Raw genomic sequence first — 13927 nt, forward strand, 5'->3', positions numbered from 1 at the left:
GGGCGGGGGGCCGAAGGTTCGGGGCGCGGACGGCNCGGGGCCCGCGGCCGGGGCGGGGGGGCGTCGCCGGGCCGGCTCCGCCCGCCGGGTGCGTACCGGCTACCGGGGGACCGACTCCCGCGCGCCGCCCCCCGCCGTCCGCTCGCGGTCCCCCGGCGCGGGGCGGCGGCCCGGCAGGAACGCGGCGACCACCGCCGCCCCCAGCGCGGCCACGACGGCCGCGCACACCGCCGTCACGTGCATCGCCGCGAGGAACGCCTCGTGCGCGGGGGCGACCAGCGCCTCCCCCGCCGGGCCCAGGCGCCGCGCCGCGGCGAGGGTGGCCTCGACGGACTCGCCCGCCGCCGCCCGCGCCTCCGCCGGTACGGCGTCCAGGTGCCCCTCGATGCGGCCCCGGTAGACGGCCGACAGCAGCGAGCCGAGCACGGCCACGCCGAGCGCCCCGCCGATCTGCCGGAACGTGTTGTTCACGGCCGACCCGGCGCCGGCCTTCCCGCGCGGCAGGGCCTGCATCACGGCGACCGTCACCGGCGGCATGACGTGGGCCATGCCCGCGCCCTGGGCGAACAGCACCAGCTCCACCGCCCACACCGGGGTGCCCGTGTCGAACCAGGCGAACGCGGCCAGGCAGGCGGCCACCACCAGCAGCCCCGCCGCGCACACCGCGCGGGCCCCGAACCGCCGCACCACCAGCCGGGAGCGCGGCGCGAACAGCAGCTGGGTCACCGCCAGCGGCAGGAGCAGCAGCCCGGCCTGGAGCGGGCTGAAGCCGCGCACGGACTGGAGGTAGAAGACGGAGACGAAGGTGACGCCCATCAGGGCGAAGAAGACCAGCGCGATCCCGCCCACCGCCGCCGAGAAGACGGGCTTGCGGAAGTACGCCATGTCGAGCGCCGGGTTCGGGGTGCGCCGCTCGTGGACGACGAACGCGGCGAGCACCAGCACCCCGCCCGCCACGGGCAGCAGTACGGCCGGGTCGGTCGGGTCGGCCAGCTCGCCGCCCCGGATGACGCCGAACACCAGCAGCCCCAGGCCGACGATCGACAGCACCACTCCGCCCGGGTCGATCCGCCCCGGCTCGGGGTCGCGGGACTCCGGCACCAGCAGCGCCACCGCGGCCAGCGACACCGCCACCACCGGCACGTTCACCAGGAAGATCGACCCCCACCAGAAGTGCTCCAGCAGCAGCCCGCCCAGGACCGGGCCGACCGCGATGGCCACGCCGACCGCGCCGACCCACACGCCGATGGCCCGCGGCTGCTCGTCGCGCTCGAAGACGTTCATCAGGACGGCGAGCGTCGCGGGCATCACGAACGCCGCCCCGAACCCCATCACCGCCCGGTAGGCGACCAGTTCGACCGGCGAGTCCGCGAAGGCGGCCAGCGCCGAGGCGGCGCCGAAGACCGCCGTGCCGAACAGCAGCGTCCTGCGGCGGCCGATCCGGTCGCCGAGGAGCCCCGCCGTGAACAGCAGCGCCGCGAAGACCAGGGCGTAGGCGTTGATCGCCCACTCCAGCTGGGCCTGGGTGGCGCCGATGCCGACGGGCGGCGGGCTCGCGACGGTCTTCACCGCCACGTTGAGGACCGAGTTGTCCAGCACCACGAACAGCAGGCTCAGCATCAGCACCGCGAGGATCGCCCAGCGGCGCCGGTGCACCTCCGGCGGGACCTCCGGCACCTGCTCCGGGAGGCCGTCGCGGGCGGCGCGCGGGACGTGCGGCGGGGGCGGGGACCGGTCCATGGGGTCACCGTAGGTCGGATCACGGGAGGGTGCCGCCCGGGTCGCTCCCCCGGGTGGCCCCNNGGNGGNCNCCCGGCCGNNCCCGGGTGGCCTCCCACTTCCCCCCGTCCGGCGCCGGGTGCCACCATGGACGTGGTCCGGGGACGCCGTCAGGGCGCCTCGAGATGACGAAGGAGCCGTTTCACATGACGCTTCAGCCTGCCCGGAAACAGCCCGGCGACAGCGGCGGGGAGCAGCGCACCGCGCACCCCAAGGCGTTGTACGGGGGGAAGGGCACCCGCCGCCTCACCGTCCACGACGTCGCCGCCGCCAAGGAGCGCGGCGAGAAGTGGCCCATGCTGACCGCGTACGACGCGATGACGGCGTCCGTCTTCGACGAGGCCGGCATCCCGGTCCTCCTCGTGGGCGACTCCATGGGCAACTGCCACCTCGGCTACGAGACCACCGTCCCCGTCACCCTGGACGAGATGGCCCTGCTGTCCGCCGCCGTCGTCCGGGGCACCCGGCGCGCCCTCGTCGTCGGCGACCTGCCGTTCGGCTCGTACCAGGAGGGCCCCGTGCAGGCCCTGCGGTCGGCGACGCGGCTGGTGAAGGAGGCCGGTGTCGGCGCGGTCAAGCTGGAGGGCGGCGAGCGCTCGCTGCCCCAGACGCGGATGCTGGTCCAGGCCGGCATCCCGGTGATGTCGCACCTGGGCCTGACCCCGCAGTCCGTGAACACGATGGGCTACCGGGTGCAGGGCCGCACCGACGAGGACGCCCACCGGCTGCTGCGGGACGCCAAGGCGGCGCAGGACGCGGGCGCCTTCGCGGTGGTCCTGGAGCTCGTCCCGGCCGAGCTGGCCGCCGAGGTCACCCGCTCCCTGCACATCCCGACCATCGGCATCGGCGCGGGCCCGGACACGGACGCGCAGGTCCTGGTGTGGACGGACATGGCCGGGCTGACCGGCGGCAGGGTGCCGCGCTTCACCCGGCAGTACGCCGACCTGCGCCGCACCCTCGGCGACGCGGCGCAGGCGTTCGCGCGGGACGTCGCCGGCGGGGCGTTCCCCGCCGAGGAGCACACCTTCCACTAGCCGCCCCCGCGGCACGGACGACGGCCCCCCGGCCCCCCGCCGGCGGGCCGTCGTCCGTCAGGGGGCGCTGCGGCGGGCGCGGCTCCGGTAGTACCAGCACATGTTGGAGGAGACGCCGGCGAGCAGCACCCACACGATGCCGAGCCAGCTGCCCTGGACGAAGGAGACCACGGCCGCGGCGGTGGCGAGGAGGCAGACGGCGAGCGCGTACAGGGCGAGGCGGGGCATGGGGTCGGCTCCTGTCGGGTGCGGGGGGCGTGCCCGTCCAGTGTCCCCCATGCCGCCCGGCCCGCCCGTACCGCCCGGCCCGTGCCGCCGTCGGCCCCGTACCGCCGCCGGTCCCGTACCGCCCGGCCCGCCCGGACCGCGCCCGCCGGGCGACTCAGCGGCCCGGCGCCTCCCGGACGTCGGTGAGGCGCAGGCCGGCGTGGGCCTTGTAGCGGCGGTTGACGGAGATCAGGTTGGCGACGAGGGACTCGACTTGGTGGGCGCCCCGCAGCCGGCCCGCGAAGACGCCGCGCAGGCCGGGGATGCGGGCGGCGAGGGCCTGCACCAGGTCGGTGTCGGCGCGGCTGTCGCCGAGGACCATCACGTCCGTGTCGATCTCCTCGACCGTCTCGTCCTGGAGCAGCACCGCCGACAGGTGGTGGAAGGCGGCCGTCACCCGCGACTCGGGGAGCAGCGCGGCGGCCTGCTGGGCGGCGCTGCCCTCCTCGGGCCTGAGCGCGTACGCGCCCTGCCGGTCGAAGCCGAGCGGGTTCACGCAGTCCACGACGAGTTTGCCGCGCAGCTCCTCGCGCAGCGCGGTGAGCGTCGCGGCGTGGCCCTCCCACGGCACGGCGACGATCACGACGTCGCTGCGGCGGGCGCACTCGGCGTTGTCGGCCCCCTCCACCCCGGGGCCCAGTCCGGCGGCGGCCGCGCGGGCCCGTTCGGCGGCGCGCGAACCGATGATCACCTTCTGGCCGGCGCGGGCCAGCCGGTAGGCGAGGCCGCGCCCCTGCTCCCCGGTGCCGCCGAGGACGCCGACGACGAGGCCCGACACGTCGGGCAGGTCCCAGGGGTCCCGGGCGGCCTTCTTGGTCTCCGTCTCACTCATGGCCCCGACCCTACGTGCCGCCGCCCCGTACGGGTGAGGAAGCCGCGGGCGGACCGGGGCGGGCGGNNCGNGGNGCCCGGTGGCTGTATCAGGGGCCGGGNCGGCGCGACCNCCCCGGCCCGTCGGCCGCCCGGTGCCACCGCCCCCGCCGGGGAAATCCCGTTGCCCGAAGCCGCGGCCGGCGCGCACCATGGCGCCCCGTGATCCCGAAGCCGTCCGCCGTCCTGCCCGACCTGTCCCCCTGGCGGTCCTCCCGCGACTTCCGCCTGCTGTGGGTGCAGGGCCTGGTCGCCCACTTCGGCGGTTTCACCGCCATGGTCGCGCTGCCGCTGCAGATCAAGGAGCTGACCGGTTCGCCGCTCGCGGTCGGCGCCATGGGCGCGGTCGAGCTGGTGCCGCTGGTGGTGTTCGGCCTGTACGGGGGCGCGCTCGCCGACGCGGCCGACCGGCGGCGGGTGATCCTCGCCACGGAGGCCGGGCTCGCGCTGCTCGCCGCCGTGCTGCTGGTGAACGCGCTGCTGCCCGGGCCGATGCTGTGGCCGCTGTACGTGGTCGCGGCCGGCGTCTCCGCGATGGCCGGCCTCCAGCGGCCCGCGCTGGAGGCGCTGACGGCCCGGGTCGTGCCGCACGACCAGCTGCCCGCGGCGGCGGCGCTGAACGCGCTGCGCTGGCAGCTGGGCGCCGTCGCCGGGCCCGCCCTGGCCGGGCTGGTGGTGGCGTACGCGGGTCCCGGCGCGGCGTACGCGACGACCGTGTGCTGCTTCGCCGGATCGCTGCTGCTGTGCCTGCGCCTCTCCCCCGCCCCGCCCGCGGGCGGCACCGGCAGGCCGTCGCTGCGGGGCATCGCGGAGGGCGCCCGGTACGCCTGGTCGCGGCCGGTGCTGCTCGGCACGTACGCGATCGACCTCGCGGCGATGCTGCTGGCCTACCCGCCGACGCTGTTCCCGTTCCTGGCGGACGAGCTGGGCGCGGAGTGGTCCCTGGGACTGATGTACGCGGCGGGGTCGGTGGGGTCGGTGGTGGTGAGCCTGACGAGCGGCTGGGCGTCGCGGGTGCGGCGGCACGGGCTGATGGTGGTGTTCGGCGCCGCCGGGTGGGGGCTGGCCGTGGCGGGTGCGGGGTGGTTCGACGGGGTGTGGGCGGTGCTGCTGTGCCTGGCGGTCGCGGGAGCGGGCGACATGGTCAGCGGCCTGGGCCGGTCGACGATCTGGAACCAGACGGTCCCCGAGGGGCTGCGGGGGCGGCTGGCGGGGATCGAGGTGCTGTCGTACAGCGTGGGGCCGCAGCTCGGGCAGGTCAGGGCGGGGGCCATGGCCGGCTGGACGGGCACGCGCGGGGCGGTGTGGGGCGGCGGGCTGGCGTGCGTCGCGGCGGTGGGCCTGCTGGCGGCGGCCCTGCCGCGGCTCGTGTCGTACGACGCCGCGACCGATCCCGACGCCCGGCGCAGGCGGGAGGCACGGGAACGGGCCGGGGCCGAACCGGAGGCCGCGGCCGAACCGGAGGCCGGGACCCCGTAGGGCGGAACCCGCAGGGGGAACCCCGTAAGGCGAACCCCGTAAGGCGGAACCCGCAGGGGGAACCCCGTAAGGCAAACCCCGTAAGGCGGAACCCGCAGGGGGAACCCCGTAGGGCGGAACCCTTGGAACCAGGCCCCGCAGACCCGCGGGCCCGCAAGCCCGTGCAGCAGGACCCGCGGGACGGGGAACCGTGGGACGGCCCCCGCAGACCGGGACCCGCGGGGGCGAACCGCGCGGGGCGGCACCCGCGCCGGGGCACCCGCGCCGGTCCACCGCGGGCGCCGCGGCGGACCGGCGGGCTCACCGCTCCGGTTCCTCCGGAGCGTCGTGCCAGCGGGGGTCCGTCTCCCACTCGGTGTTGCGCTCGCGCGCCGTCTCCATGGCGTGGGCCGCCTCCTGGCGGGACCCGTACGGACCGAAGCGGTCCTTCGCGGGGCACTCGGGCCCCTCCTCGACCTTCCGGTGCTGCAGGCAGTAGAACCACTCGCCCGGCCTGCCCGCCGTGCGCTTCCTGAACAGGGCCATCTCCGGCTCCTTCCTCTGCCGCCATGGTGCCCCCGCCCGCGCTGGTTAGACTCGCCGCATGTCTGGCCAGTCGCTGCTCGTCCCCGGGGAGCTGTCCCCCACCCGTTCCGTCCCCGGATCCATCCGGCGCCCCGAGTACGTCGGCAAACCCGCGCCGAAGCCGTACGACGGCCCCGAGGTCCAGGACTCCGACACGATCGAGCGGATGCGCGTCGCGGGCCGCATCGCCGCGCGGGCGATGGAGGAGGCCGCCAAGCACATCGCGCCCGGCGTCACCACCGACGAGCTGGACCGCGTGGCCCACGAGTACATGTGCGACCACGGCGCCTACCCCTCGACGCTCGGCTACCGGGGCTTCCCCAAGTCGCTGTGCGCGTCGGTCAACGAGGTCATCTGCCACGGCATCCCCGACTCGACCGTCCTGAAGGACGGCGACATCGTGAACCTGGACGTCACGGCGTACATCCACGGCGTCCACGGCGACAACAACGCCACCTACCTGTGCGGCGACGTCGACGAGGAGTCCCGGCTGCTGGTGGAGCGGACCCGGGAGGCGCTCAACCGGGCGATCAAGGCCGTCAGGCCCGGCCGGCAGATCAACGTGATCGGGCGCGTCATCGAGTCGTACGCCAAGCGCTTCGGCTACGGCGTCGTGCGGGACTTCACCGGGCACGGGATCAACTCGTCCTTCCACTCCGGACTGGTCGTCCCGCACTACGACTCGCCGCACGCCACGACCGTGATGCGGCCGGGCATGACCTTCACGATCGAGCCGATGCTGACGCTCGGCACCCACGAGTACGACATGTGGGAGGACGGCTGGACCGTCGTGACGAAGGACCGCAAGCGGACCGCGCAGTTCGAGCACACCCTCGCGGTGACGGACACGGGGGCCGAAATCCTCACGTTGCCCTGACCCCGCCGAGGGGTAGCCCCTCACCGACAAGGTCGCCGGAGAGCGGTCGGCCCGGGCGAGCCCGGGCAGGGGGCGGGCGCGGTGGCACCCGGTGCGCACGCGCGGCGCCCCGTCCGCTCCCCGTCCCGCGACTCCCGCTCCCCGGTCCCCGGAGGCCCGCCTTGGACGCCAACGCCACCACCCTCGCCACCCCCTTCTCGACGCTCATCCGCACCGCGTCCCACGCGGCGCACACGGAAGCCGAGACCTCGGCCTTCGTGGGCGACCTGCTCGGCGGCCGGCTGGGCGTGGAGGCGTTCGCCCGCTACACCGAGCAGTTGTGGTTCGTGTACCGGGCGCTGGAGGACGGCGCGGACGGACTGGCGGACGACCCGGTCGCCGGCCCCTTCCTACGGCCCGAGCTGCTGCGCGTGCCGGAGCTGGAGCGCGACCTCGCCCACCTGCGGGGCCCCGGCTGGCGGGAGGGCGTCTCGGCGCTGCCGGCGACCGCCGCCTACGCCGCCCGCGTCGAGGAGTGCGCCCGCACCTGGCCGGCGGGGTACGTGGCCCACCACTACACGCGCTACCTGGGCGACCTCTCCGGCGGCCAGGTCGTCCGCGACCGGGCCGAGAGCCTGTGGGGCTTCGCGCACAAGGGCGACGGCGTCCGCTTCTACGTCTTCGACGCCATCGCCAACCCGGCGGCGTTCAAACGGGAGTACCGCGCCCTGCTGGACTCGGTGAACGCCGACGGCCCGGAGCGGGAGCGGATCGTCGAGGAGTGCCGGCGCGCCTTCGCGTTCAACACGGCCGTCTTCCGCGAGCTGGGCGAGGAGTACCGGCCCCGCGCGTGAGCCCGCCGGGCGGCGCCCGGNGCGCGGAACGCGGAAGGAAGCGGGGGGGACGCGGGAGGAACGCGGGAGGAAGCGGAGGGGTGCGGAACGCGGGAGGGCGCGGGGCGGTTCAGGTGCCGAGCGGGCCGTGGCCCAGGCTGCGGACCCGGCCGCCCAGTTCGATCACGCCGTCCGGGCCGGGGGCCGTCATGATCTGCGAGCCGCGGCCCTGCGTGACGTTCAGCGCCCGGCCCAGTTCCGCGGTCAGCAGCAGCGCCGCCGCGCCCGTCGCCTCGTCCTCGTCGATCCCGTCGCCGCGCCCCGGGAACGCCCGGGCGCGCACCCGTCCGGCCGCCTCGTCCTCCCACGCCCAGGCGTACACCCACTCGCCGGGCGGCGGCACGTCCAGCGCCTCCACCTCGGCGGCCGAGCCGTACCGGCGCAGGGTGCGCGGCGGCGCCCACGCGGCGCGCGCCCCGATCCAGGTGAACTCGCCGTCCCGGCGCGCCCACACCTCGCCGACCCCCAGGGCCAGCACCTCCAGGTCGAGCAGCCAGGCGGCGCCGACGACGGGGTGCCCGGCGAAGGGCAGCCGCACGCCGGGCGTGTAGATGTCGAGGGCGCCGCGCTCGGGGTCGTCCACGAACACCGTCTCGCTGTAGCCGAGTTCCCGGGCGAGCGCCTGCCGGGACGCCCGGTCGGGGCAGGCCCGCCCCTCGCGCACGACGCCGAGCCGGTTGCCGTGCCGGCCGTCGGGCCCGCAGAAGACGGCCAGGACGTCGTACGCAGTGCTCACGCGGTTCACCGGGGCATTCAAGCACGGCGCCGGGACCCGTACGGGCCGGTCGCGTACGGAAGCCGGCCGGTTCTGTACGGGAGCCGGCCGGTTCTGTACGGGCGTCCGGCCTCCGCGGTGCCGGGTCCCGCCGCCGGTGCCGGCGGCGCTCGTGCCCGCCCCGTCCCCGGTAGGGTTCGGTCGGTCGGTGCCGGTCGGGGTCGAGGAGCAGAAGAGAACCGATGCGAGGGCTGGTGAAGGGGCTGGGCCGGGTGTCGGCCCGCGGGGGCCGGCGTCCGGTGGCGGCGGTCGCGGCGGTGGTGGCGCTGACGCTGGCGGCGGGCGGCTGCGTGACGGTGCGCGGCGAGCTGGCGGTGGTGCCGACGGCGACCCGCGACGAGGCCCGGCAGGCGCTGGAGGACTTCACCGAGGCGTACAACGCCGCCGACAAGGCGTACGACCCGGTCCTCGACGCGCACCGGGTGACCGGCTCGCTGGGCGCCATCAACCAGGCCGGGCTGAAGGCCCGTTCGGTGACGGACCCGGGCGGCAACCCCCGGCACCGCCCGCTGGAACTGGACGACGCGGAGTTCCTCATCCCCAGGAAGGCCGGCTGGCCGCGCTGGTTCGTCGCCGACGTCGACTCGAACACGGACACCGAGGGCGGCGAGGGCGACACCCGCTGGCTGCTGCTGTTCGTCCGCGAGAGGGCCGGCGCGCTGTGGGAGGCGGCGCACCTCGCGGTCCTCGCCCCCGACCAGGTACCCGCGTTCCGCACCGACGCGGACGGCTGGGCGGAGCCCGCACCCGCGGACGGCGCGACGCTGGCGGCGGCGCCCCGCGACCTGAGCCGGGACTACGCCGCGTACATGGGGTCGGGCAGGCCGAAGGTGTTCGCGGACGGCCCGCACACCTCGCGGCTGCGGGAGAAGCGCGCGGAGATCTCCCGCCGGCCCGGCCTCGCGCTGCAGTTCGCCGACCAGGCCCTGGACACGGGCGTGTTCGCGCCGGTGGGCCTGGTCACCGAGGACGGCGGGGCGCTGGTGTTCTTCTCGAACCGGATCCACGAGCGCGCCACCACCGCCCGCGGCTACCGGCCCACGGTGGCGCCGCAGGAGAAGCCGCTGCTCACCGGCGAGGTGCGCAACACGATCACCAAGGAGTGGGTGACGAGCCTGACCGCCCTGGTCGGGCCGGGCCCGGCCGGCGAGGGCCGGGTGGCGGTGCTGAGCCGGTTCCAGGGCGTGACGAGCGTCAAGGGCTCCTGACCCCGGCGGCGGCCGGGCGGCGGCTCAGCGGCGGCTCAGCGGCTCGATGCCCCGGCACCCCGGCACCCCGGAGGTTCGGCGGCGGCTCAGCGGCTCGGCGCTCCGGCACCCCGAGGGCTCAGCGGCCCAGCGGCCCAGCGGCTCAGCGGCTCAGCGGCTCAGCGGCTCAGCGGCCATGCCACCGCGTGGGGGCCGTGCTCGTCGTCGTACTGCTCGGCGTGGCGGGCGCAGGCGTCGGTCAGCGCCTCCAGCAGGGTCAGCGGGTCCGGCAGCGGGTGCTCGGGGCCCCGCACCCACCGCACCGCGCCGTCCCCGGGCAGCCGCGCCGGCGGCACGAGGACGTAGCTGCCCCGGCAGTGCCAGCGCAGGCCCGGGTGCTCGTCCATCGTCTCGGGGTGGCAGTCGAGTTCGCACGGCCACCACTCGTCCTCGTCCTCGGGTGTGCCGCGCGTGGCCGTGAAGAACAGCGCGCGGCCCCCGCCCAGCGCGTCCTCGGCCTCCGCGACCGGGCCCACCTCGACGCCCTCGGCGAGCAGGCGCTCCAACGCGGCGCGACCGGCCTCCAGCGGTACGTCCAGGACGTCGTGGACCATGCCGGTCGCGGTGATGAAGTTGGCCTGCGGCTGGCTGCGCGCCCACCGCTCGACCTGTACCGGATCGGTGGCGCACTGCGTCTGCCAGGCGAAGGAGACGGGATGGCGGGCGGGCGTGGGACAGCCGACGCGGTCGCAGGAGCAGCGGTAGCCGACCGGGTGCGCGGCGGGGGCGAGCGGCAGTCCCGCGGCGGCGGCGGCCAGGAGGAGGTCCTCCCGGCTCGGGGTGTCGGGGGCGGGCTTCCCCGGGCGGCGGCGCAGCCACTGCGCGAGTTTGCTCTCCGTGCCGCGGTAGCGGCCGATACCGTCGCCCATCTATCCCCTCACACCTGCTACGAGCCCCTGTGGTCCCCGCCATCGTCCCACCATCCGCCGCCGCGGGTGGCCGGGACCGCCGGACCGGGGACGGCCGCCGCCCTCCGGAGGGGCGGCACGCGGGCCGGGTTGCCGGATTTCGTTCGGGTATGCCCGGTGTTCGGCCGCCGTTCCCCGTGAGGCGGCCCACGCGCCGGGGTCAGCGGGGGGCGATGCCGCGGAGGGCGTACTCGACGAGTTCGTCGGCGTAGGCGTGGGTCAGCGGGCGGGTGCGCAGCAGCCAGCGGTGGGTGAGCGGGCCGACGAACAGCTCCAGGGCGACGCGGGGGTCGACGTCCGGGCGCATCTGGCCGGCCTCGCGCGCGGCGGTGAGCCGCTGCGCGTACAGCCGGAGCCGGGGCTCCAGGAGCCGCTCGACGAACCGGGCGCAGAGCTGCGGGTCGACGACGCCCTCGGCGGTGAGGGCCCGGGTGGGGGCCTCGAAGCGGGGGTCGTTGAGCTCGTCGACGGTGGCGCGCAGCACGGTCTTCAGGTCGGCGGCGAGGTCACCGGTGTCGGGGAGCCCGCCGGGCTCCTCCCCGCCGGTGCCGCCGGTCAGGTCGAGGAAGGCGTCGAGGAGGACGGCGGCCTTCGACGGCCACCAGCGGTAGATGGTCTGCTTGCCGACGCCGGCCCGGGCGGCGATGCCCTCGATCGTGGTCCGCGCGTAGCCCGCCTCGCCGACGAGGGCGAGGGCGGCGTCGAGGATGGCGCGGCGGGAGCGCTCGCTGCGGCGCGAGGTGTCGGGGGCGCGCGGGGCCGCCGGCTCGGGTTCGGGCATGGCGGCCAATCTACCAAGGGGCGCGAACCGGTACGTCTCGTCCCGAACGGCCCCGGCGGAGGGCCGGGGACCCGCCGCGCCCGGGTCGCCGTGCGGGCGGCGGCGGGCGGGGGCCGGTCTCAGGGNGTCTCTTATAATATACNCNNCTNGCTCAGGGGGCCGGTCTCAGGGGGCGGGCGGCCAGGTGTCGCCCCAGTCGGCGTCGCGGGCCTCCCGGTAGAGGGCGCCGTGCCGCTTGGTGACCGTGTCGCGGCGCAGGCCGTCCTGTGCGGTGCACAGGTCGAGCAGGACCTGCCCCTTGCGGATCTGCGGCCTGCGCGTGACCCGGGCGGCGGCCGGCTCCGCCGGGAAGCGGACCGCCGCGACGTACGCGAACTTCTCGTCCTCGTAGGCGAGGGAGCCGCCCTTGACCTGCCGGTGCAGCGACGAGCGGCTGACCCGCGCCGAGAAGTGGCACCAGTCGGTGCCCGGCGCGATCGGGCACGCGGCGCTGTGCGGGCAGGGCGCGGCGATCCGCAGGCCCGCCCCGACCAGCCGGTCGCGGGCGGCGATGATCCGCTCGTACCCGTCGGGGGTGCCCGGCTCGACGACCAGTACGGCCCCGGCGGCGCGGGCGGCCTCGTCGACGAGCGCGTCCCGGTCGGCCCCAGTCAGCTCCTTCAGCACGTACGAGACGGTGACCAGGTCCACCGGGTCGAGCCGCAGGTCCCCGCCGATGCGGGCCCGGCGCCACTCGGCCGCGCGCAGGCCCGGCGCCCCGGACGCGGCGGCCAGCTCCCGGCCGAGGGCGAGGGCCGGTTCGGCCCAGTCGAGGACGGTGGTGCGGGGCGCTTCGCCGCCGTCCCCGCCCCACGCCTCGGCGACCGCCCAGCTCGCCGCCCCGGTGCCGCCGCCGACGTCGGTGTGGGTGGCGGGCCGCCACGCGGGCGCGGCGTCGCGCAGCGCGGCCAGCGCGGACCGCACCGCCTCGAAGGTGGCGGGCATCCGGTACGCGGCGTACGCGGCGACGTCCGCGCGGTCCCGCAGCACGGGCGCGCCGGTGGGGGTGGTGCCGCGGTAGCTGGCGATGAGCCGGTCGACGGCCTGGGCCGCCTTGGTGGGCGGCAGCCCGTCGAGCAGCCCGGCGAGGGCGGCGCGCAGGGCGTCCGGGGTCGGGGCGGTGGCGTTCACCGGCCCATCGTAGGCGGGTCGGCGGGGGCGGCGGTCCGCTGCCAGGGGCGGCACAGCCCGAGGAAGCAGCCGGTCGCGGCGAGCACGCACACGAGCTGGACGACGGCCATCGGCACGGCGGTGTGCTCCCCGGCGACGCCGACGAGCGGGGAGGCGACCGCGCCGACGAGGAACGAGGAGGCGCCCAGCAGCGCGGACGCGGAGCCCGCGGCGTGCGGGGTGCGCATCAGCGCCTGGGCGTTGGTGTTCGGCAGGGTGAGGCCCATCGCGGACATCAGGACGAACAGCCCGGCGGAGACCGGGACGAGGCCGGCCTCGCCGAGGACGCCGCCGGTCGCCACCAGCAGCGCGACGGCGGCGAGGCCGGCCGCGGCGAGCCCGGTGGCGAGGGCCTTGTCGAGGCTGACGCGGCCGACGAGCAGCTTGCCGTTGATCTGGCCGACGGCGACGAGGCCGACCGCGTTGAGCCCGAACAGGAGCCCGAAGGTCTGCGGGGACGCCCCGTAGATCTCCTGCACGACGAACGGGGAGGCGCTGATGTAGGCGAACAGGGCGGCGAAGGCGAAGCCGCCGCAGAGCATGTACCCGGCGAAGACCCGGTCGGCGAGCAGCCCGCGCATGGTGCGCAGCGCGGACCCGACGCCGCCGCCGTGCCGCCGGGCGGGCGGCAGCGTCTCGTGGAGCCACCTCCACACGACGAGCGTGAGCAGCGCGCCGATCGCGGCGAGCACGTGGAAGACGCCCCGCCAGTCCGTGACCCGCAGGATCTGCCCGCCGACGAGCGGCGCGACGACGGGGGCGACGCCGGAGACCAGCATGAGGGTGGAGAAGAACCGGGCCATCTCCACCCCGTCGTACAGGTCCCGGACGACGGCGCGGGCGATGACGATGCCCGCCGCGCCCGCGAGGCCCTGGAGCAGCCGGAATACGACGAGCAGCGCGACGTTCGGCGCGAACGCGCAGGCGGCGGTCGCCAGGACGTACACGGCCATGCCGGCGAGGAGGGGGCGCCGGCGGCCCCACCGGTCGCTCATCGGCCCGACGGCGAGCTGGCCGAGCGCCATGCCGGCGAGGCAGGCGGTGAGGGTGAGCTGGACGGTGGCGGCCGGGGCGTTCAAGGCCCCGGTGACCTGCGGCAGGGCCGGGAGGTACAGGTCCATGGAGAGCGGCGGCAGCGCGGTGAGCCCGCCGAGGACGAGGGTGACCAGGAGGCCGATCGCGGGGCGCGGGACCNGGGGCNNGGCGGGGTGCCCCCGGTCCCGGCTCGGGGGATCGGTATCGGTCCGCGGGGGGTTCGTCCCCGG

At 76.6% G+C, this 13927-nt stretch carries 14 protein-coding genes; 5 read left to right on the forward strand and 9 right to left on the reverse strand.

Annotated elements, in window-relative coordinates:
• Nucleotides 1–99: 99 nt before the first annotated feature.
• Complete coding sequence (locus tag MW084_RS07845) at nucleotides 100–1740, reverse strand: MFS transporter (protein WP_010469182.1); 1641 nt, start codon at nucleotides 1738–1740, stop codon at nucleotides 100–102.
• 185 nt (nucleotides 1741–1925) lie between these two features.
• On the opposite strand from MW084_RS07845, the gene panB reads away from it, so the two are divergent.
• Nucleotides 1926–2813: a 3-methyl-2-oxobutanoate hydroxymethyltransferase gene (gene panB, locus MW084_RS07850; RefSeq protein WP_010469179.1), complete on the forward strand. Its 888-nt coding sequence runs from the start codon at nucleotides 1926–1928 to the stop codon at nucleotides 2811–2813.
• A 57-nt stretch (nucleotides 2814–2870) separates the two neighbouring features.
• Here the strand turns inward: panB and MW084_RS07855 are convergent, their stop codons facing one another.
• Entirely contained in the window at nucleotides 2871–3041 is a 171-nt protein-coding gene (locus tag MW084_RS07855) for a hypothetical protein (RefSeq protein WP_010469177.1), read from the reverse strand.
• A gap of 154 nt (nucleotides 3042–3195) precedes the next feature.
• Nucleotides 3196–3912 (reverse strand): NADPH-dependent F420 reductase, encoded by a 717-nt coding sequence (npdG, locus tag MW084_RS07860; RefSeq protein ID WP_010469174.1) that lies wholly within the window; start codon nucleotides 3910–3912, stop codon nucleotides 3196–3198.
• Nucleotides 3913–4112: 200 nt separating this feature from the next.
• On the opposite strand from npdG, the gene MW084_RS07865 reads away from it, so the two are divergent.
• On the forward strand, nucleotides 4113–5429 hold the full coding sequence (locus MW084_RS07865; protein WP_010469172.1) for an MFS transporter: 1317 nt from the start codon (nucleotides 4113–4115) through the stop codon (nucleotides 5427–5429).
• Between the two features lie 300 nt (nucleotides 5430–5729).
• Here MW084_RS07865 and MW084_RS07870 read toward each other — a convergent pair whose 3' ends face one another.
• On the reverse strand, nucleotides 5730–5954 hold the full coding sequence (locus MW084_RS07870; RefSeq protein WP_010469170.1) for a hypothetical protein: 225 nt from the start codon (nucleotides 5952–5954) through the stop codon (nucleotides 5730–5732).
• A gap of 58 nt (nucleotides 5955–6012) precedes the next feature.
• On the opposite strand from MW084_RS07870, the gene map reads away from it, so the two are divergent.
• Nucleotides 6013–6870: a type I methionyl aminopeptidase gene (map, locus tag MW084_RS07875; RefSeq protein WP_010469168.1), complete on the forward strand. Its 858-nt coding sequence runs from the start codon at nucleotides 6013–6015 to the stop codon at nucleotides 6868–6870.
• Nucleotides 6871–7031: 161 nt separating this feature from the next.
• On the forward strand, nucleotides 7032–7703 hold the full coding sequence (locus MW084_RS07880; protein WP_010469166.1) for a biliverdin-producing heme oxygenase: 672 nt from the start codon (nucleotides 7032–7034) through the stop codon (nucleotides 7701–7703).
• Between the two features lie 109 nt (nucleotides 7704–7812).
• Here MW084_RS07880 and MW084_RS07885 read toward each other — a convergent pair whose 3' ends face one another.
• Complete coding sequence (locus tag MW084_RS07885; RefSeq protein ID WP_010469164.1) at nucleotides 7813–8487, reverse strand: PhzF family phenazine biosynthesis protein; 675 nt, start codon at nucleotides 8485–8487, stop codon at nucleotides 7813–7815.
• Nucleotides 8488–8699: 212 nt separating this feature from the next.
• Between MW084_RS07885 and MW084_RS07890 the strand changes: the two genes are divergently transcribed.
• On the forward strand, nucleotides 8700–9725 hold the full coding sequence (locus MW084_RS07890) for an SCO2278 family lipoprotein (protein WP_010469162.1): 1026 nt from the start codon (nucleotides 8700–8702) through the stop codon (nucleotides 9723–9725).
• A 158-nt stretch (nucleotides 9726–9883) separates the two neighbouring features.
• Here MW084_RS07890 and MW084_RS07895 read toward each other — a convergent pair whose 3' ends face one another.
• The 4 genes from MW084_RS07895 to MW084_RS07910 all read right to left on the reverse strand — a co-directional run.
• Nucleotides 9884–10633 carry a bifunctional DNA primase/polymerase gene (locus tag MW084_RS07895; RefSeq protein WP_010469160.1) on the reverse strand — a complete coding sequence of 250 codons (750 nt, stop codon included), beginning with the start codon at nucleotides 10631–10633 and terminating at the stop codon, nucleotides 9884–9886.
• 199 nt (nucleotides 10634–10832) lie between these two features.
• Nucleotides 10833–11453, reverse strand: coding sequence for a TetR/AcrR family transcriptional regulator (locus MW084_RS07900; RefSeq protein ID WP_010469159.1), 621 nt, complete (start codon nucleotides 11451–11453; stop codon nucleotides 10833–10835).
• Nucleotides 11454–11618: 165 nt separating this feature from the next.
• Nucleotides 11619–12623, reverse strand: coding sequence for a small ribosomal subunit Rsm22 family protein (locus tag MW084_RS07905; protein WP_010469157.1), 1005 nt, complete (start codon nucleotides 12621–12623; stop codon nucleotides 11619–11621).
• Nucleotides 12620–13856, reverse strand: a 1237-nt coding sequence (locus tag MW084_RS07910) for a multidrug effflux MFS transporter (protein WP_275563529.1), incomplete at its 5' end; no start/stop codon positions are given. The genes MW084_RS07905 and MW084_RS07910, both read right to left, overlap by 4 nt.
• Nucleotides 13857–13927 lie beyond the last annotated feature (71 nt).

The sequence above is a fragment of the Streptomyces sudanensis genome (assembly GCF_023614315.1).
Taxonomy (GTDB): Bacteria; Actinomycetota; Actinomycetes; order Streptomycetales; family Streptomycetaceae; genus Streptomyces; species Streptomyces sudanensis.

What these genes read in the sequence shown, in the direction of transcription:
- MW084_RS07895 (WP_010469160.1), bottom strand. Translation starts at nt 10,633, where the DNA reads ATGGGCGACGGTATCGGCCGCTACCGCGGCACGGAGAGCAAACTCGCG.
- MW084_RS07845 (WP_010469182.1), bottom strand. Translation starts at nt 1,740, where the DNA reads ATGGACCGGTCCCCGCCCCCGCCGCACGTCCCGCGCGCCGCCCGCGAC.
- MW084_RS07870 (WP_010469170.1), bottom strand. Translation starts at nt 5,954, where the DNA reads ATGGCCCTGTTCAGGAAGCGCACGGCGGGCAGGCCGGGCGAGTGGTTC.
- npdG (WP_010469174.1), bottom strand. Translation starts at nt 3,912, where the DNA reads ATGAGTGAGACGGAGACCAAGAAGGCCGCCCGGGACCCCTGGGACCTG.
- panB (WP_010469179.1), top strand. Translation starts at nt 1,926, where the DNA reads ATGACGCTTCAGCCTGCCCGGAAACAGCCCGGCGACAGCGGCGGGGAG.
- MW084_RS07855 (WP_010469177.1), bottom strand. Translation starts at nt 3,041, where the DNA reads ATGCCCCGCCTCGCCCTGTACGCGCTCGCCGTCTGCCTCCTCGCCACC.
- MW084_RS07890 (WP_010469162.1), top strand. Translation starts at nt 8,700, where the DNA reads ATGCGAGGGCTGGTGAAGGGGCTGGGCCGGGTGTCGGCCCGCGGGGGC.
- MW084_RS07900 (WP_010469159.1), bottom strand. Translation starts at nt 11,453, where the DNA reads ATGCCCGAACCCGAGCCGGCGGCCCCGCGCGCCCCCGACACCTCGCGC.
- map (WP_010469168.1), top strand. Translation starts at nt 6,013, where the DNA reads ATGTCTGGCCAGTCGCTGCTCGTCCCCGGGGAGCTGTCCCCCACCCGT.